We start from the raw sequence: 18622 nt of genomic DNA, 5'->3' as shown, positions 1-18622 counted from the left end.
GGAAGCAAGAAGGTAGAAAGCAGAAGCGGACTCAGGCGCGGTCGGCCAGGCCGCTGACGCCGGCATGCTGGGCGCAGTGCGCGCAGCAGAACATGCGCGCGCCGGCCTGCACGCCATGGCCGACGATGCGGCAATCGCAGTGGCTGCAGTGCGGGGCGAAGGCGTGGATCGCGCACTCGAAGGAATCGAAGGTGCCGCTGCGCCCGCCCTGGGTCAGGGTGAAGGCCTGGTCGTAGTCGTTTCCGCAGACATCGCAGGTGGCCATGATCGGCTCCGGTTGCTGGGGGAATCCCGAGTCTGGCCCCGCCCGCGGCCACGATCGGTGAAACCACCGGCGGGGTCTCTTCATGCGGCGCAAACATGCGCCGCGACAGGCTCGCGCCATCGATCGAAGGAGACGCCCCATGATCCGCCACCCGCTCGCCCGCCTCGCCCCGTTCGCCGCCGTGCTGCTGCTCGGCGCCTGCAGCACCACCCAGGTCGCGCAGGTGCAGCCGATCGACGGCGTCATCTCCGGCCAATGCCATATCGACAAGGTGCGCGGCGCGGTCGGCCTGGCCGCCTCGCGCATGACGGTCGAACGCGCGCGCGTCGACAGCGACAGCCTCAAGGTGCAGGTGGTCAAGAGCAGCGTCGCCGACAACGGCGCCACCTCCAGCGGCGTGGACAGCGCCAACCGCGGCGCGCGCGAAACCGGCGGCGACCGCCTGACCATCGAGATCGGCCCGACCAACAACATCACCACCGTGTATTGCGGCTGATCCGCGCCGCGCGCGGCGTCGCGGTGCTCAGGCGCGCTTGCGCACCGCAGGCGCGGCCTTGCGCTTGGCGCGGGTACCGCTGCCCTGCACGCTCGCCGCCTTGCGCGGGGCACGTGCGGCCTTGCGCAGGGGCGGCGCCTTGGTCGCGGTGCGGCCGGCGGCCTTGGCCGCCTTGCGCGCCGCCGTGCGTGCCCGCCCCAGATACTTCAGCGTGATCAGATCCCACTGCCGCTCGCCGCGCACGCCTTCGCACAGGCCGTGCAGGCGCCCGCAGCGCCAGCCGTCGAACACGCACGGGTCGATGTAGGCCTTGCGGCACACCGCCGGGGTATTGCCCAGCGCCTCGGCCACTTCGCGGATCACCGCGTTCTGCGCCTGCGCCAGCGCGCGCTCGCCGCCGCTGTCCGGCAACGGCAGGGCGGCCAGCCGCTGCAGGGCGGCGCGGGTGCCGCCCCAGGTGCGGAAGTCCTTGGCGGTGAAGCTCTCGCCCATCGCCTCGCGCAGGTAGTCGTTGACCTCGCCCGAGTCCACCGGCTGCAACTGGCCGTCGTCGTCGCGGTACTGGAACAACGCCTGCCCGGGCAGTTGCTGGCAGCCGCGGATCAGCTTGACCAGGTGCACGTCGTCGACCTCGATGTCGTGCTCCTGGCCGCCCTTGCCGCGGAACTGCAGCCGCGCGCGGCCGCCCTTGACGAAGGCCAGGTGGCGGTTGCGCAGCGTGGTCAGGCCGTAGGAGCGGTTGCTGCGCGCGTATTCGGCGTTGCCCACGCGCACCAGGGTCTCGGCCATCAGCGCCACCACCATCGCCAGCACCTTGTCGCGCGGGTAGCCGGGCAGCGCCAGGTCGCGGCGCAGGCGCCGGCGCAGCCGCGGCAGCGCCTGGCCGAAGGCGACGATGCGCTCGAACTTGCCGTCGCCGCGCACCTGCGCCCAGTCGGGGTGGTAGCGGTACTGCTTGCGCCGGCGCGCGTCGCGGCCGGTGGCCTGCAGGTGGCCGTTGTCGCGCGCGCAGATCCACACCTCGGTGTAGGCCGGCGGGATCGCCAGCTGGCGGATGCGCTGCAGGGTGGCGGCGTCGCGCACCGCGCTGCCGTCGGGCATGCGGTAGCCGAAGCCCTTGCCGGCACGGCGCCGGGCGATGCCCGGTTCCTGGTCGCTGACGTAGACCAGGCCCGCGCTGCTGGCGGCCTGGCGGGACTGCCGGGCACGCGCCGCATCGGCCGCGGCGGTGGAACGGGACGCGTTGGACATCGGACCTCCGGAAGCCGGAACCGCGGCCCGCGCCGCCGGTTCCACGAGCCCGGATTGTCGGCAGCGCAGCGGCTACGGCGCGTGATGCCGGGGACGCCGCGCCGCTTAACGTGTGACGAATGCGCCGTGTCCCATGCTGCCACGGTGGAACGTGCGTCGCGCCGGCAGACACCGCAACGGCCGCCGGCGCGTCGGCGGCGCCGTTCGCCGCCGATGGCCGCGGCCGGTCTCAAAGCGCGACGCACGTTCTAGCGCGGGTGATGCCCGTGCAGGCGAGATGCGTTGGCAGTGCGCGGTGCGGAACTGGCGGGAGGCGCGGGGCAAGGCAGACCGCGCGGCGCCGGCGCCGCGCCGCGGGCGGCCAACCCGCCGGGAAGCGTCCTGTGCCGCGGGAGACCGCGGGGCACGCCGTGTTGCAGGCGGCCCGCCGGGCCACGGTCTCGACGCGCCACCGGACGCTTCGCGCTCGTCTCAACGGCATCACACGCTCTATGCTGGCCCCCATCTTCCCTCCATCCATCAGGAGCCCCGATGAGTACACCCCTTTCCTCCCGTGCGTCCACGCGTGCCGGCCTGCTCGGCACGGCCTGCCTGGCGCTGGCCCTGGCCGCCTGCGGCGCGCCGCCGCCGGACGAGCAGGAACAGGTGACCGCCAAGGCGCAGGCCGCCGCGCAGCAGGCCGCCGCGCCGGATCCGGCCAACGCCCCGGACGCCCCGCCGGTGGGCAGTTGCGACGCCTCGCAGGCACAGGGCCTGGTCGGGCAGACCTTCGAGCCGGCGCTGCTGGACCAGGCGCGCAGCGACACCGGCGCCAAGACCGCCCGCGTGCTCAAGCCGAACCAGGTGGTGACCATGGAGTTCAACGGCGAACGGCTCAACATCGAGGTCGACGAGAAGAACCAGATCACCGGCGTGCGCTGCGGCTAGGCCGCCGCCCGGGCCCCCGGCGCGGCGGCGGCGACAGCGCCGCCGCCGGCGCCGAAGTTGCAGGTGTAACGGTGTGTTGCGGCACCGCACCAACTATGTTTTAGTCGGGATTCCGGTGACCTCAAGAAGCGCTCCAGGATAGAGCGGGGGCGAGTGTCGCCGCGTTCCTTCGGATCGCTTTCAGAGGCAGACATGGCCCCCCGCAACCGCCACGGGCTCTACGACCCCCAAGACGAGCGCGATGCCTGTGGTTTCGGCATGGTCGCGCAACTCGACGACCAACCTTCGCGGGCGCTGGTGGATACCGCCATTGCCGCCCTGTCGCGCATGACCCATCGCGGCGGCGTCGCCGCCGACGGCCTCACCGGCGACGGCTGCGGCCTGCTGATCCGCAAGCCCGAGCCGTTCCTGCGCGCGCTGGCGCGCGAGGCCGGCCTGAATGTCGGCGCGCGCTTCGCCGCCGGCCAGGTGTTCCTGCCGCGCGACGATGCCGATGCCGCCGCGCGCTGCCGCCAGGTGCTGGAAGAGGAGCTGCGGCGCGTCGGCACCCAGCCGTGCGGCTGGCGCCTCACCCCCACCGACGACAGCGTCTGCGGGCAACTGGCCAAGGACACCCTGCCGCGCATCGAACAGGTGTTCGTCGACGCCGGCGCCGAGCAGGGCGAGGACGCCTTCGCCCTGGCCCTGTTCCTGGCGCGCCGCCGCGCCGAGCAGCGCCTGCGCGACGTCGCCGATTTCTACGTCACCACGCTCTCGCCCAACGGCATCAGCTACAAGGGCATGGTGCTGCCGGACAAGCTCAGCACGTTCTACCCGGACCTGCAGCGCAACGACCTGGCCTCCAGCGCCATCGTGTTCCACCAGCGCTTCTCCACCAACACGCTGCCGCGCTGGCCGCTGGCGCACCCGTTCCGGCTGCTCGCGCACAACGGCGAGATCAACACCATCGAGGGCAACCGGCACTGGGCGCAGGCGCGCAGCAAGGTGTGGAAGACCCCGCGCTTCGACATCGCCGAGTTCGATCCGGTGATCTCCATGCACGGCTCCGATTCGCAGAGCCTGGACAACATGCTCGAGCTGCTGGTCGCCGGCGGCATGGACCTGCTGCAGGCGCTGCGCATCCTGGTGCCGCCGGCCACGCAATCGCTGGAGTTCAAGGACGCCGACCTGGCCGCGTTCTACGAGTTCTACGGGCTCAACACCGAGCCGTGGGACGGCCCGGCCGGCATCGTCGCCTGCGACGGCCGCTACGCCGCGTGCATGCTCGACCGCAACGGCCTGCGCCCGGCGCGCTGGATGCTGACCTCCGACCGGCATTTCCTGGTCGCTTCCGAAGCCGGCGTGTGGGAACTGCCGGCCGAGCGCGTCACCCGCAAGGGCAAGCTCGGCCCCGGCGAGATGATGGCCATCGACCTCAAGCGCGGCGACCTGCTCGACTCCGACGCCATCGACCGCATCAACCGCGGCCGCGCCCCGTACAAGCAGTGGCTGCAGCAGGGCGTGACCTACCTGCAGACCGAACTGATCGACCCCTCGCTGGTCGAGGAGCCGTTCGACGAGCGCACCCTGCGCAGCTACCACAAGCTGTTCCAGCTCAGCACCGAGGAAGTGGAGCAGGTGCTGCGGCCGCTGGCCGAGACCGAGCAGGAAGCCACCGGCTCGATGGGCGACGACACCCCGATGGCGGTGCTCAGCCGGCACACCCGGCCGCTGTACGACTACTTCCGCCAGGCCTTCGCGCAGGTCACCAACCCGCCGATCGACCCGCTGCGGGAAGACTGCGTGATGTCGCTGACCACCCAGCTCGGCAAGGAGACCAACATCTTCCATGCCGGCCCGGAGACGGTGAACCACGTCATCCTCAACTCGCCGGTGCTCAGCCAGCGCAAGCTGCGGCAGTTGCTGAAGATGCCGCAGTACCAGACCCGCAACGCGCAGATCGACCTGTCCTACAGCGTCGAGGAAGGCCTGGAGGCCGGCCTGAAGCGCATCTGCGCCGAGGCCGAACAGGCCGCGCGCGACGGCAAGGTCATGCTGCTGCTGACCGACCGCTACCCGGTGCCGGAGCGGCCGATGGCGCATGCGCTGCTGGCCACCGGCGCGGTGCACCACCACCTCTCGCGGGTCGGCCTGCGCTGCGACGTCAACCTGATCATCGAGACCGGCACCGCCCGCGATCCGCACCACATGGCCTGCCTGCTCGGCTTCGGCGCCACCGCGGTGTATCCGTACCTGGCCTACCAGACCCTGTTCGACCTGGGCCGGCGCGGCATCCTCATGCTCAAGAGCGGCGGCGAGCAGACCCAGATCGGCCGCAAGTACCGCAAGGGCATCTACAAGGGCCTGTCCAAGATCATCTCCAAGATGGGCATCTGCACCATCGCCAGCTACCGCGGCGCGCAGTTGTTCGAGATCGTCGGGCTGGATCCGGACGTGGTCGCGCTGTGCTTCCCCGACACCGCCGCGCGCATCGGCGGCGTCGGCCTGGCGCGGCTGGACACCGAGGCCCGGCAGCTGACCGCGCGCGCCTGGAACGACCTGCTCAAGCCGGAAGTGGGCGGCCTGCTCAAGTACGTGCACGGCGGCGAGTACCACATGTACAACCCGGACGTGGTGCTGACCCTGCAGCGCGCCACGCGCAGCGGCCTGCAAGCCGACTGGGACGCCTACGCGGCCGCGGTGCACGGGCGGCCGCCCTCCGCCCTGCGCGACCTGCTGCAGCTTAAGCGCGCCGCCACGCCGACGCCGCTGGACGAGGTCGCCCCGGCCGAGGACCTGCTGCGCCGCTTCGACACCGCCGCGATCAGCCTCGGCGCGCTGTCGCCGGAGGCGCACGAGGCGCTGGCGATCGCGATGAACCGCCTCGGCGGGCGCAGCAATTCCGGCGAAGGCGGCGAAGACCCGGCGCGCTACGGCACCGAGAAGCGCTCCAAGATCAAGCAGGTGGCCTCCGGCCGCTTCGGCGTCACCCCCGAGTACCTGGTCAACGCCGAGGTGCTGCAGATCAAGGTCGCGCAGGGCGCCAAGCCCGGCGAAGGCGGCCAGTTGCCGGGGCACAAGGTCAACGAACTGATCGCGCGGCTGCGCTACGCCAAGCCAGGCATCGGCCTGATCTCGCCGCCGCCGCACCACGACATCTATTCGATCGAAGACCTGGCGCAGCTGATCTACGACCTCAAGCAGGTCAATCCGGGCGCACTGGTGTCGGTGAAGCTGGTCAGCCACGCCGGCGTGGGCACCATCGCCGCCGGCGTGGTCAAGGCCGGCGCCGACCTGATCACCGTGTCCGGCCACGACGGCGGCACCGGCGCCAGCCCGGTCAGCTCGATCCGCTACGCCGGCGTGCCGTGGGAACTGGGCGTGGCCGAGTCGCACCAGGCGCTGGTCGCCAACGACCTGCGCGCGCGCACCATCCTGCAGACCGACGGCGGCCTGAAGACCGGACTGGACGTGGTCAAGGCGGCGATCCTGGGCGCGGACAGCTTCGGCTTCGGCACCGGGCCGATGATCGTGCTCGGCTGCAAGTACCTGCGCATCTGCCACCTCAACAACTGCGCCACCGGCGTGGCCACCCAGGACGAGCGCCTGCGCGCCAACCACTTCGTCGGCCTGCCCGAGCGCGTGGAGAACTTCTTCCGCCTGCTGGCCGAGGAAGTGCGGCAGTGGCTGTCGTACCTGGGCGTGCGCTCGCTGGACGAGATCGTCGGCCGCACCGAACTGCTGCAGCAGCTGGACGTGTCGCCGCGCGAAGGCGTGCGCGTGGATCTGTCGCGGCTGCTCAAGGACGTGCGCCACGACGGCGGCCACTGCGCCGCGCAGCGCCTGTACGAATCCCCCGACAGCCTGGCCACGCAGATGGACGGCCTGCTCGCCGACGCCATCGCGCACAAGCGCGGCGGCGACCATCGCTTCCTGATCCACAACACCGACCGTTCGATCGGCGCGCGCCTGTCCGGCGCCATCGCCCGCGTGCACGGCAACCACGGCATGGACGATGCGCCGCTGACCCTGCGCTTCCGCGGCTCGGCCGGGCAGAGCTTCGGCGCGTTCAACGCCGGCGGCCTGCACCTGGAACTGGAAGGCGAAGCCAACGACTACGTGGGCAAGGGCATGGCCGGCGGCCGCCTGGTGGTGCGCCCGCCGCGCGGCGCGCGCTTCGAGGCGCGCAGCACCGCGATCATCGGCAACACCTGCCTGTACGGCGCCACCGGCGGCGAGCTGTTCGCCGCCGGCCGTGCCGGCGAGCGCTTCGCGGTGCGCAACTCCGGCGCGCTGGCGGTGATCGAAGGCGCCGGCGACCACTGCTGCGAGTACATGACCGACGGTATCGTGCTGGTGCTGGGCAAGGTCGGGCTGAACTTCGGCGCCGGCTTCACCGGCGGCCTGGCCTACGTGCTCGACGTGGACCGCGATTTCGTCGACCGCTACAACCACGAACTGATCGACATCCACCGCATCTCCGCCGAGGGCTTCGAGAGCCACCGCCAGCACCTGCACAAGCTGATCAGCCGCCACCGCGAACTGACCGGCAGCATCTGGGCGCAGCAGATCCTCGACGAGTTCCGCGACTATGTCGGCAAGTTCTGGCTGGTCAAGCCGAAGGCGGCGAGCATCGAGTCGTTGACCGAGTCGCTGCGGCGCGCCGCCTGATGGCGGCGCCGGGAATCGGGAATGGAGCATCGGGAATGGTAAAGGCCCGGTTCTCCCCGTTTCCTACCGCGCACGCAGATTCGCTTTTGCCATTCCCCATTCCCCATTCCCGGTTCCCCACACCATGAGCCGCAAGCACGCCTTCCAGTTCCTCGACCTGCCCCGGCAGATGCCGCAACGCATTCCGGTGGAACTGCGCACCTCCGGCGACTGGAACGAGCTGTACGGCAAGTTCGACAAGGCCGACGCGCAGTACCAGGCCGGGCGCTGCCTGGATTGCGGCAACCCGTACTGCAGCTGGAAGTGCCCGGTGCACAACGCCATCCCGCAGTGGCTGCAGCTGGTGCAGGAGAACCGCATCGAAGAGGCCGCGGCGCTGTGCCACAGCACCAACCCGCTGCCGGAAGTGTGCGGCCGGGTGTGCCCGCAGGACCGCCTGTGCGAAGGCAGCTGCACGCTGGAGGAATTCGGCGCGGTCACCATCGGCGCGGTCGAGAAGTACATCGTCGATACCGCGCTCAACAACGGCTGGCGCCCGGACCTGAGCCAGGTCGAGCCTACCGGCAAGCGCGTGGCGGTGATCGGCGCCGGCCCGGCCGGGCTCAGCTGCGCCGACCGCCTGGCACGCGCCGGCATCCAGGCGGTGGTGTACGACCGCTACGAGCAGATCGGCGGCCTGCTGCAGTTCGGCATCCCCAGCTTCAAGCTGGACAAGAGCGTGATCGGCAAGCGCCGCGAAGTGCTCGAAGGCATGGGCGTGCAGTTCCGCCTGGGCGTGGAGATCGGCCGCGACGTGAGCCTGGAGCAGCTGCTCGGCGAGTACGACGCGGTGTTCCTGGGCACCGGCGCCTACCGCTACACCAACGGCGGCCTGCCCGGGCAGGACCTGCCCGGCGTGCTGCCGGCGCTGCCGTTCCTGGTGCAGAACAGCCGCATCGTCGGCGGCAACGATCCCTGGGGCCGGCCGATCGCCGGCTGGGAAGACAAGATCGCGCTGCCCGACCTCAGCGGCAAGCGCGTGGTGGTGCTGGGCGGCGGCGACACCGGCATGGACTGCGTGCGCAGCGCGATCCGCCTGGGCGCGGCCAAGGTCACCTGCGCCTACCGCCGCGACGAGGCCAACATGCCCGGCTCGGCGCGCGAGGTGGCCAACGCGCGCGAGGAAGGCGTGCGTTTCCTGTTCAATCGCCAGCCGCTGGCGGTGGAAGCCGATGCCGCCGGCAACCTGGCCGGCGTGCGCGTGGTGCAGACCCGCCTCGGCGAGCCGGACGCGCGCGGGCGCCAGGCCGCGGTGCCGGTGGAAGGCAGCGAATCGCTGCTGGACGCGGACGTGGTCATCATCGCCTTCGGCTTCTCGCCGAGCGTGCCCGAGTGGCTGGCCGCGCAGGGCGTGGAAGGCAGCGCCAACGGCCGCATCCTCGCCGGCGGCAGCGAACCCGATGGCAGCGGCCGCCTGCCGTACCAAACCACCAACCCGAAGCTGTTCGCCGGCGGCGACGCGGTGCGCGGCGCCGACCTGGTGGTGACCGCGGTGGCCGAAGGCCGCGATGCCGCGGCCAGCATCGCCGCCTGGATCGGCAACCGCCTGCCGGTGACCACCCAGGCCGCCGCCTGAGCGCCCGCGCGCGGCGCCATCGGCCGCGCGCGAGCACGTCTCTACCTGGCCAGCGACGTCCACAGCGCCCGCCTGGGCGATACCGCGCGGCGCTTCCCGCATCGCGCGGCCCGGGACTGCCGTCACGCCGATGCCGTCGGTTGCACCACAGGCCTCGCGTGGAGGCGGGCACAGGCCGCGCGCAGCGGCCGAGCCAGGTGAATGGCGAGCTAACATCGGTACGTTCATGCTGGCGGTCGCAAGGGCGATCCTTGCACGCTTGTGCCTGCCCTCCCGTGCTGCCCCGACCGGGATGGCGCCTCCCCTCCCCCAAGGAAGCTCCCCCATGTCGCTTTCCTCGTCGTGTTCCCCGCGTTGGCGTTCCCTGCCGCTGGCGCTGCTGCTCGCCGTCGCCTGCAACGCCGCCGCCGAAGGCCGCAGCGTGCTCAAGTACGCCGGCGTCAACCTCGCCGGCGCCGAGTTCAACTCCGCCAAGAAACCCGGCGTGCTGTACAAGGACTACACCTACCCGACCGCCAGCGACTACGCCTACTTCGCCAGCAAGGGCATGAACACCGTCCGCCTGCCGTTCCTGTGGGAACGCCTGCAGCCCACCGCCAAGGGCGAGTTCGATCCGGCGCAACTGGCGCTGTTGAAGAAGGCGGTGGAGCAGGCCAAGGCCAACCACCTCTACCTGATCCTGGATCCGCACAACTACGCCAAGTACAACGGCGCGCTGGTCGGCAGCGAGGGCGCCCCGGACGCGGTGTTCGCCGATTTCTGGCGGCGCCTGGCCGACGCATTCAAGGGCGACGACCACGTCATCTTCGGGCTGATGAACGAACCCAATGCGGTGTCCTCCACCCAATGGGCCAGCGCCGCACAGGCGGCGATCGACGCCATTCGCAAGGCCGGCGCCGACAACCTGATCCTGGTCCCCGGCACGCTGTGGAGCGGCGCGCATAGCTGGCTCAAAACCATCAACGGCGCGTCCAACGCGGTGGCGCTGCAACCGCTCAAGGATCCGCGCAACCGCATCGCGTTCGAGGCGCATCAGTACCTGGACGACGACAGCAGCGGCACCAAGCGCGAATGCGTCGGCACCAGCGCCGGGCCCGACCGGCTGGCCGGCTTCGTCAACTGGCTGCGCGAGAACAAGAAGGTCGGCTTCATCGGCGAGTTCGCCACCCCCGACACGCCACTGTGCAACCAGGCGCTGGAGAACATGCTCAGCTACATGCAGAAGAACGACGACGTCCTCCTCGGCTGGACCTGGTGGGCCGCCGGCGCGTGGTGGAAGCCCGACTATCCGTTCAACGTGCAGCCCGGCAAGGATGGCAGCGAGAAGCCGCAGATGGCGATCCTGTCCAAGTACGCCCGCGAGATCACCGGCAAGAAGTGAGCCGCCGTTGCCGGCGCCGCGTGCCGGCAACGCCCTGCGCATCCCCGCACCTCGGCGTGCAGCGTCGGCCACGCGCACGCCCGGCATCGTGCGCGCAGCGCTAGATCCAGTACCGGTTCGCGCTGCCAATCGCGGCACAGATCCATGCATGCGCGGCTGCGATGCATCGCCTCGCCATCGGCAATGCACTACGGTGTACGCACACCGTTGTCATCAGCCCGGCCGGCCGTCCTCGATCGACCGGGTCCCCCCCTGATGCCGAAGGAGGCCCCCCATGATCGTGCGCAGCTTGCGTCGGCGGTCGTGGCACGCCTGGCGTGCCGTCCTGCTGCTCTGCCTGTCCGTTCCGCTGCCGTCGTTGCAGGCGCAGGAGGCGCTGCGCTTTGCCGGCGTCAACCTGTCCGGCGCCGAGATCACGCCGTCGAAGATCCCCGGCACCGTCGGCGTCGACTACACCTATCCGCGCAGCAGCGACTACACGTATTTCGCCGGCAAGGGCATGAACCTGCTGCGCCTGCCGGTGCGCTGGGAACGCCTGCAACCGCAGCCGCGCGGCCCACTCGACGCCGCGCAACTGGCGCTGATCGACGACGCCGTGCGCCAGGCCAAGGCGCAGGGCATGTATTTGATCGTGGACATCCACAACTACGCGCGGTACGACGGCCGCCTGATCGGCAGCAGCGACCTGCCGGTCGCCGCCTTCGTCGACCTGTGGCAGCGCCTGGCGCATGCCTACGGCAGCGACAATGCGGTGGTGTTCGGGCTGATGAACGAGCCGCACGGGATCACCCCGGCCGCGTGGGCCGCCGCCGCACAGGCCACCGTCGATGCGATCCGCGACACCGGCGCCAGCAACCTGATCCTGGTGCCGGGCGCGCTGTGGACCGGCGCGCATAGCTGGTACACGCCGGTGGACGGCACCTCCAACGCCAGCGCGTTGGCGTCGCTGCACGATCCGCTGCAGCGCGTGGCGATCGAAGTGCACCAATACCTCGATGCCGATTCCAGCGGCACCAGCCCGGTCTGCGTCAGCGACGACATCGGCGCCGAGCGCCTGCGTGCGTTCACCGGATGGTTGCAGGAGACCGGCCACCTCGGCTTCCTCGGCGAATTCGCCGGCGCCGACAATCCGGTCTGCCGGCGCGCACTGGACGGCATGCTCGCCGACATCGCGCAGCATCCGACGCTGTGGCTGGGCTGGAGCTATTGGGCCGGTGGCGCCTGGTGGCGCGAAGACTATCCGTTCAACGTGCAGCCCGACGCCGACGGCCGCGACCGGCCGCAGATGGCGATCCTCGCCCCCTGGGCGCAGCGCATCACGCGCTGAGTGCAGTGGCGTAGGCGCGCGCCACGTCGCATCGCAGCGGCACCGTGCCGTCGCAGTGTCGAACTGCGACGCACGGCACTGCCTGTTCGCGATGACTGCACGCGCTCTGGCATGGCGGTTGCAGCGTTGCGCATGGCCGCGCACGCCGCATCGCGGCGCCGGCCGCTCTTTCCCCACGAAGGATCCGCCATGCCACGCAAGACCCGTACTTCCCGTTTCTCGCAGCGCTGGCGCCGCGCCGCGCTGTGCCTGACGCTGGCGGCCTGCATGCCGCTGGCACAGGCCCAGCAGACGCTGCGCTACGCCGGCATCAACCTGGCCGGCGCGGAGTTCAACTCGGCGAAGAAGCCGGGCGTGCTGTTCAAGGACTATGTGTATCCCACCGACGCCGACTATGCGTATACCGCCGCGCAGGGCATGAACATCGTGCGCCTGCCGTTCCTGTGGGAGCGGCTGCAGCCGCTGGCCAACGGCCCGCTGGACACCGCGCAACTCGACGCGTTGCGTACCGCGGTCGAGCGCGCCAAGCGCTACGACCTGCAGCTGATCCTGGACGTACACAATTACGCCAAGTACGACGGCGTGCGCATTGGCGGCGACGCGGTGCCGGCGGCGGCGCTGGCCGATCTGTGGCGACGCCTGGCGCTGGTCTTCGGCAACGACCCGACCGTGGTGTTCGGGCTGATGAACGAACCAAACGGGCTTGCCTCCGGTGACTGGGCCGGCATCGCCCAACAGGCCATCGATGCGATCCGCGGCACCGGCGCCGACAACCTGATCCTGGTCCCCGGCACCGCCTTCAGCGGTGCGCACAGCTGGAACAGCACCTGGTACGGCGTGTCCAACGCGCAGGCCTTGCTCGCGGTGCGCGACCCAGCCGGCAACCTGGCGTTCGAGGTACACCAGTACCTGGATCCCGACTCCTCCGGCACCAGCCCCACCTGTGTCGGCACCGGCATCGGTGCCGAACGCCTGCAGGCGTTCACCCAGTGGCTGCGCGCCAACGGCTATCGCGGCTTCCTCGGCGAGTTCGGCGGCAGCAGCGACCCCACCTGCCTGGCCGCGCTCGACACCATGCTCGGCTACGTCCACGACAACGGCGACGTGTGGCTGGGCTGGACCGCCTGGGCCGGCGGCGCGTGGTGGCGCAGCGACTATGCGTTCAACCTGCAGCCGGACAAGAACGGCGCCGATAAGCCGCAGATGGACGTGCTGGCGGTACGCGCGCAGCAAGTCACGCAGTGACCGCAGCAAGGCCAGGGTCCGCCCCGGCGGTGTGGCGATCGCGCGGCGATTGAGTCGGTACCGCGATCGGGCGCAGACTGTCGCACCTCTTCCGCACGGATCGACGCATGCGCCTGGGCCTGGCCGCCAACCGACTGCACCACCAGGGCAAGGATGCCGCGCTGTTCCGCTGGCTGCGCGCCAGCGAAGCCGGCATCCGCGAACTGCAGCTCGGCCTGCACGCGATCGGCCGCACCCACGAGGCGATCGTCCGCGCCGGGTTGCTGGCCGGCTATGCCGGCCTCAAGCGCTATCCGTTCGGCCGCGAGGGCGGCCTGATGAAGCTGGTGGCCGAAGTGGTCGGCCTGGAGGGCGCCGAGCGGACCCTCGACGGCGCCATCTACCTGATCGACCCGGTCGACCCGTCCTCGATCTTTCCCGAGGCGATCGCGCTCAAGCGCCAGTGCGTGATCCACGGCAAGCCGTTCATTTCCACCGTGGCCAGTGCCCGCGACTGGGTGGAGATGGAGCGCATCCATGCCGCGCTGCCACCGGACCGCGGCGCCGACGATCTGTACGCGCTGCAGCGGCAGACCCTGGCGCTAATCGCGCACGACGCGATGAAGCCGCAGATGCTGGCCTTTGCGAGCGAACACTTCGAACTGCTGTCGCGCTTCGCCGAGCGCGTGGCCACCGGCACCACCGGTCAGCGGCTCAACGAACTGGCCTGGAGCCGTGGCTGGCCGCAAGGCCAGGAGTGGGTGCACCGCTACCAGAGCGGCCCGATGGGCGGCGACGCACAGATCGCCGATCGCGTGCTGGAACGGCGCTGCCACCGCGCGATCTTCTTCGAGGATCCGCACGTGGCGCGCCAGCACGAGGCCGACATCCAGCTGCTGGAGCGCGCGGTGACCACGGTCACCGACAGCGCCGTGTGCATCACCTCGCCGGTGATCGCCGCGCGCTGGGCGCAGGCCGCCGCACGCCGGCCCGCGTCGGCCTGAGGCCTCCGGACCGACGCGGTCGCCTCGCGCGCGGACCGTCGACAGGACACGCCGCGACCACCGGTTGCGCCCGGGGACAGAGCGCGTACAAGGCCAGCCTGCGGCCGAGCGCGACACTGCCGCTGACGTCCACCGCTGTGGCCCGTGACGCGCGCGCATCCCGGCCAGAACGCAATGGCTTGGGCCATCCGCCGTTCACCGCAAGGTGCCTACAGTCGCTGCGACATCGCTCGCCGCCCCTGGCTCCGGAGATCGCCATGCCTCGTCCATCGCACGCCGTTCTCGGCATGATGCTTGCCGGATTCGCACTGGCGCACAGCGCGCCCGCCGCCGCGGTGCAGCGGCTGTGGCCGACCACCGAGCAGTGGCAACGGCTGCACGCCGCGGCCGCCACCGATCCGGCCTGGCGCGAGATCGAAGCGGCGCAGGCCCGGCTGGCCGATGCGGCGCGCACACAGGGCGCGCACCCGCTCGACAACCTGAGCACCGGCGGACGCCTGCGCGGCGATCCGGTGAAGGCCGCGACCGAGGCCAGCCTGGGCGACATGGCGCGCATCCAGGCGCTGGCGCTCCGCTACGCCCTCGATGGCACGCGCGCCGACGCGCTGGCCGCCGGCGACCAGCTCGCGCAATGGGCCGCGCGCAATGTGCCCAACGGCAACCCGATCGACGAGACCGGGCTGGAACCGGCGATCTTCGCTTACCGCATCGTTCGCCCAACGCTGCCCGACGCACAGCGCCGTGGCATCGATGCGTGGATGCGACGCATCGCCGACGCCGAGATCGGCTCGCGCGATCTCAAGCGCAAGACCGCCACCAACAATTGGCACAGCCACCGCCTGAAGACCGTCGGCATGATCGGCGCCGCACTCGACGACACCCGATTGTTGGACTACGCCCGCACTGGCTTTCGCCAGCAGATCGCCGACAACCTGCTGCCCGACGGCCGCAGCATCGATTTCGTCGAACGCGATGCGCTGTCCTATCACGTCTACGACCTGCGCCCGCTGGTGACGCTGGCGCTGCTGTTCTCCGAGCGCGGCGAGGATCTCTATCACTGGCGCGCGCCGAATGGCGCATCGCTGGCGCGCAGCGTCGACTGGCTGCTGCCGTATCTGCGCGGCGAGCGCAGCCACGCCGAGTTCGTGGGCAGCCAGGTCCCCTTCGACAAGGCGCGCTCGGACAACGGCGAAGCCGGCCACGTCATCGGCACGCCGTACGCGGCCGAGGGCGCACTGCCCCTCCTGGTGCTTGCCGCGGCCTACGATCCGGCCTGCGCCCGCCTGGCCCAGCAACTCGATCACGGCACGGCGTCCTTGCGCCTGACGATCAGCACATTGCCGGATTCGCTGCGCTAGCGCCGTCGTCCCCACGGGCATTGGAACGCCAGCATCCAGCGGCGGCTTCACGGAGGGACTGCAACGCGACTACAGCGGCACGCGCCATTGCGTATCTCCAATGCAGTGGTGTCGGGGCATCGCAGATCGGTCTGGGGCGCGATGCCTCGGTCCGTTTCCTGATCTGACCATGCAAGCACGCCGCGCGGCGGAGCGGCGCATGTCCTGTCCGCACCGCAATGACGCCTTCAGGCCACCTCGAGTCACCTGCTCCCCTTGGGCGGGGGTGCCCAGATGACCTGCAGGAGCGGCTTCAGCCGCGACGGGCTTTAGCGGTGAGGGCAGGCGCCACGGCCAATGGTCCCATTTCGGCATTGACGATGCGGCCACGCGCGGCAGTGCGCTTTTCCCAGGCGCAATAAAAAATCCCCGTCCTTGTGGGACGGGGATTTGGGGTAAAGCCCCTGGCGATGACCTACTCTCGCATGGCTTGAGCCACACTACCATCGGCGCAGCTGCGTTTCACTTCCGAGTTCGGGATGGGATCGGGTGGTTCCACAGCGCTAATTTCACCAGGGAGACGGTTGGAGTGTCGCCGCGTGCGGTACTCGGTCGATGGACCGAGGACGGCATGGGCGCCAGCCTCTCATAGGGTGTGATGTAGCGAGCGAGTGAGAGCGATCGACGTGTGTCGCGCTAAGGGATGCTTATGAGGAAGCATCTTGAGGTTATATGGTCAAGCCGCACGGATCATTAGTATCAGTTAGCTCAATGCATTGCTGCACTTACACACCTGACCTATCAACCACGTAGTCTACATGGTTCCTTAAGGGGACTTGTGTCCCGGGAGATCTCATCTTGAGGCGCGCTTCCCGCTTAGATGCTTTCAGCGGTTATCGCTTCCGAACATAGCTACCCGGCAATGCCACTGGCGTGACAACCGGAACACCAGAGGTTCGTCCACTCCGGTCCTCTCGTACTAGGAGCAGCCCCTCTCAAATCTCCAACGCCCATGGCAGATAGGGACCGAACTGTCTCACGACGTTCTGAACCCAGCTCGCGTACCACTTTAAATGGCGAACAGCCATACCCTTGGGACCGACTACAGCCCCAGGATGTGATGAGCCGACATCGAGGTGCCAAACACCGCCGTCGATATGAACTCTTGGGCGGTATCAGCCTGTTATCCCCGGAGTACCTTTTATCCGTTGAGCGATGGCCCTTCCATACAGAACCACCGGATCACTAAGACCTACTTTCGTACCTGCTTGATCCGTCGATCTTGCAGTCAAGCACGCTTATGCCTTTGCACACAGTGCGCGATGTCCGACCGCGCTGAGCGTACCTTCGTGCTCCTCCGTTACTCTTTAGGAGGAGACCGCCCCAGTCAAACTACCCACCATACACGGTCCCCGATCCGGATAACGGACCTAGGTTAGAACGTCAAGCACGACAGGGTGGTATTTCAAGGATGGCTCCACCACAGCTAGCGCCATGGTTTCATAGCCTCCCACCTATCCTACACAGACGAACTCAACGTTCAGTGTAAAGCTATAGTAAAGGTTCACGGGGTCTTTCCGTCTTGCCACGGGAACGCTGCATCTTCACAGCGATTTCAATTTCACTGAGTCTCGGGTGGAGACAGCGCCGCTGTCGTTACGCCATTCGTGCAGGTCGGAACTTACCCGACAAGGAATTTCGCTACCTTAGGACCGTTATAGTTACGGCCGCCGTTTACTGGGGCTTCGATCAAGAGCTTCGCCTTGCGGCTGACCCCATCAATTAACCTTCCAGCACCGGGCAGGCGTCACACCCTATACGTCCACTTTCGTGTTTGCAGAGTGCTGTGTTTTTGATAAACAGTCGCAGCGGCCTGGTTTCTGCGACCCTCTTCAGCTATAGCTCGCACGAGCCACCAAAAAGGGTGCACCTTCTCCCGAAGTTACGGTGCCATGTTGCCTAGTTCCTTCACCCGAGTTCTCTCAAGCGCCTGAGAATTCTCATCCTACCCACCTGTGTCGGTTTACGGTACGGTCTGCGTAAGCTGAAGCTTAGGAGCTTTTCCTGGAAGCGTGGTATCAGTGACTTCGTCTAAAAGACTCGTCTCGGTGCTCGGTCTTAAAGGATCCCGGATTTGCCAAAGATCCAAACCTACCGCCTTTCCCCGGGACAACCAACGCCCGGTACACCTAACCTTCTCCGTCCCTCCATCGCACTTACGCGAGGTGCAGGAATATTAACCTGCTTCCCATCGACTACGGCTTTCGCCCTCGCCTTAGGGGCCGACTCACCCTGCGCCGATTAACGTTGCGCAAGGAAACCTTGGGCTTTCGGCGTGCGGGTTTTTCACCCGCATTGTCGTTACTCATGTCAGCATTCGCACTTCCGATACCTCCAGCAGACTTCTCAATCCACCTTCGCAGGCTTACGGAACGCTCCTCTACCGCGCATCGCTTATCGCGATGCACCCCAAGCTTCGGTTCACTGCTTAGCCCCGTTAAATCTTCCGCGCAGACCGACTCGACCAGTGAGCTATTACGCTTTCTTTAAAGGGTGGCTGCTTCTAAGCCAACCTCCTGGCTGTCTATGCCTTTCCACATCGTTTTCCACTTAGCAGTGAATTTGGGACCTTAGCTGTGGGTCTGGGTTGTTTCCCTTTTCACGACGGACGTTAGCACCCGCCGTGTGTCTCCCATACAGTCCGTCTCGGTATTCGGAGTTTGCAATGGTTTGGTAAGTCGCGATGACCCCCTAGCCATAACAGTGCTCTACCCCCGAGAGGATACATATGAGGCGCTACCTAAATAGCTTTCGAGGAGAACCAGCTATCTCCGGGTTCGATTAGCTTTTCACTCCTAATCACACCTCATCCCCTACCTTTGCAACGGGAGTGGGTTCGGGCCTCCAGTCAGTGTTACCTGACCTTCACCCTGGGCATGACTAGATCACCCGGTTTCGGGTCTACTGCCCGCGACTATGCGCCCTTATCAGACTCGGTTTCCCTTCGCCTCCCCTATACGGTTAAGCTTGCCACGAACAGTAAGTCGCTGACCCATTATACAAAAGGTACGCAGTCACTCTTACGAGCTCCTACTGCTTGTACGCACACGGTTTCAGGATCTATTTCACTCCCCTCTCCGGGGTT

At 68.3% G+C, this 18622-nt stretch carries 11 protein-coding genes and 2 rRNA genes (1 of these 13 cut by a window edge); 9 read left to right on the top strand and 4 right to left on the bottom strand.

Features of this window, described 5'->3' with window-relative positions; genetic code table 11:
* Window positions 1-31: 31 nt before the first annotated feature.
* Window positions 32-265, bottom strand: a complete 234-nt coding sequence (locus NKJ47_RS01555; RefSeq protein ID WP_254459825.1) for a hypothetical protein — start codon at window positions 263-265, stop codon at window positions 32-34.
* A 139-nt stretch (window positions 266-404) separates the two neighbouring features.
* Here NKJ47_RS01555 and NKJ47_RS01550 point away from each other — a divergent pair, with 139 nt between their 5' ends.
* Window positions 405-761 (top strand): hypothetical protein, encoded by a 357-nt coding sequence (locus tag NKJ47_RS01550; RefSeq protein WP_254459824.1) that lies wholly within the window; start codon window positions 405-407, stop codon window positions 759-761.
* A 27-nt stretch (window positions 762-788) separates the two neighbouring features.
* On the opposite strand, the gene NKJ47_RS01545 is transcribed toward NKJ47_RS01550, so the two are convergent.
* A complete protein-coding gene (locus NKJ47_RS01545; protein WP_254459823.1) occupies window positions 789-2012 on the bottom strand; it encodes a DNA topoisomerase IB in 1224 nt (407 codons plus the stop codon).
* 531 nt (window positions 2013-2543) lie between these two features.
* Between NKJ47_RS01545 and NKJ47_RS01540 the strand changes: the two genes are divergently transcribed.
* From NKJ47_RS01540 to NKJ47_RS01505, 8 genes are all read left to right on the top strand, one after another.
* A complete protein-coding gene (locus tag NKJ47_RS01540) occupies window positions 2544-2939 on the top strand; it encodes an I78 family peptidase inhibitor (protein WP_254459822.1) in 396 nt (131 codons plus the stop codon).
* A 192-nt stretch (window positions 2940-3131) separates the two neighbouring features.
* Window positions 3132-7589 (top strand): glutamate synthase large subunit, encoded by a 4458-nt coding sequence (gene gltB, locus NKJ47_RS01535; protein ID WP_254459821.1) that lies wholly within the window; start codon window positions 3132-3134, stop codon window positions 7587-7589.
* Window positions 7590-7713: 124 nt separating this feature from the next.
* A complete protein-coding gene (locus NKJ47_RS01530; RefSeq protein WP_254459820.1) occupies window positions 7714-9204 on the top strand; it encodes an FAD-dependent oxidoreductase in 1491 nt (496 codons plus the stop codon).
* Between the two features lie 325 nt (window positions 9205-9529).
* Window positions 9530-10585: a glycoside hydrolase family 5 protein gene (locus NKJ47_RS01525; RefSeq protein WP_254459819.1), complete on the top strand. Its 1056-nt coding sequence runs from the start codon at window positions 9530-9532 to the stop codon at window positions 10583-10585.
* A 274-nt stretch (window positions 10586-10859) separates the two neighbouring features.
* Window positions 10860-11912 (top strand): glycoside hydrolase family 5 protein, encoded by a 1053-nt coding sequence (locus NKJ47_RS01520; RefSeq protein ID WP_254459818.1) that lies wholly within the window; start codon window positions 10860-10862, stop codon window positions 11910-11912.
* A 189-nt stretch (window positions 11913-12101) separates the two neighbouring features.
* Window positions 12102-13157 (top strand): glycoside hydrolase family 5 protein, encoded by a 1056-nt coding sequence (locus NKJ47_RS01515; RefSeq protein WP_254459817.1) that lies wholly within the window; start codon window positions 12102-12104, stop codon window positions 13155-13157.
* A gap of 107 nt (window positions 13158-13264) precedes the next feature.
* The gene (locus NKJ47_RS01510; protein ID WP_254459816.1) at window positions 13265-14140 is read left to right on the top strand and encodes a methylglyoxal synthase; all 876 of its coding nucleotides are present in this window, start codon (window positions 13265-13267) and stop codon (window positions 14138-14140) included.
* Complete coding sequence (locus tag NKJ47_RS01505) at window positions 14071-15498, top strand: alginate lyase family protein (protein ID WP_254459815.1); 1428 nt, start codon at window positions 14071-14073, stop codon at window positions 15496-15498. The genes NKJ47_RS01510 and NKJ47_RS01505 overlap by 70 nt, the downstream gene beginning before the upstream one ends.
* A 441-nt stretch (window positions 15499-15939) precedes the next feature.
* Here the strand turns inward: NKJ47_RS01505 and rrf are convergent.
* Window positions 15940-16054: ribosomal RNA gene (rrf, locus tag NKJ47_RS01500) — 5S ribosomal RNA — on the bottom strand.
* Window positions 16055-16209: 155 nt separating this feature from the next.
* Window positions 16210-18622 (bottom strand): 23S ribosomal RNA (locus NKJ47_RS01495); it runs 467 nt beyond the window's last position.

It is taken from the genome of Xanthomonas sacchari (assembly GCF_024266585.1).
Taxonomy (GTDB): domain Bacteria; phylum Pseudomonadota; class Gammaproteobacteria; order Xanthomonadales; family Xanthomonadaceae; genus Xanthomonas_A; species Xanthomonas_A sacchari_C.
The sequence above is the reverse complement of the archived record's forward strand: the minus strand, read 5'-3'. Positions and strand labels throughout refer to the sequence as shown.

What these genes read in the sequence shown, in the direction of transcription:
- gltB (WP_254459821.1), top strand. Translation starts at nt 3,132, where the DNA reads ATGGCCCCCCGCAACCGCCACGGGCTCTACGACCCCCAAGACGAGCGC.
- NKJ47_RS01520 (WP_254459818.1), top strand. Translation starts at nt 10,860, where the DNA reads ATGATCGTGCGCAGCTTGCGTCGGCGGTCGTGGCACGCCTGGCGTGCC.
- NKJ47_RS01525 (WP_254459819.1), top strand. Translation starts at nt 9,530, where the DNA reads ATGTCGCTTTCCTCGTCGTGTTCCCCGCGTTGGCGTTCCCTGCCGCTG.
- NKJ47_RS01555 (WP_254459825.1), bottom strand. Translation starts at nt 265, where the DNA reads ATGGCCACCTGCGATGTCTGCGGAAACGACTACGACCAGGCCTTCACC.
- NKJ47_RS01540 (WP_254459822.1), top strand. Translation starts at nt 2,544, where the DNA reads ATGAGTACACCCCTTTCCTCCCGTGCGTCCACGCGTGCCGGCCTGCTC.
- NKJ47_RS01550 (WP_254459824.1), top strand. Translation starts at nt 405, where the DNA reads ATGATCCGCCACCCGCTCGCCCGCCTCGCCCCGTTCGCCGCCGTGCTG.
- NKJ47_RS01530 (WP_254459820.1), top strand. Translation starts at nt 7,714, where the DNA reads ATGAGCCGCAAGCACGCCTTCCAGTTCCTCGACCTGCCCCGGCAGATG.
- NKJ47_RS01545 (WP_254459823.1), bottom strand. Translation starts at nt 2,012, where the DNA reads ATGTCCAACGCGTCCCGTTCCACCGCCGCGGCCGATGCGGCGCGTGCC.
- NKJ47_RS01510 (WP_254459816.1), top strand. Translation starts at nt 13,265, where the DNA reads ATGCGCCTGGGCCTGGCCGCCAACCGACTGCACCACCAGGGCAAGGAT.
- NKJ47_RS01515 (WP_254459817.1), top strand. Translation starts at nt 12,102, where the DNA reads ATGCCACGCAAGACCCGTACTTCCCGTTTCTCGCAGCGCTGGCGCCGC.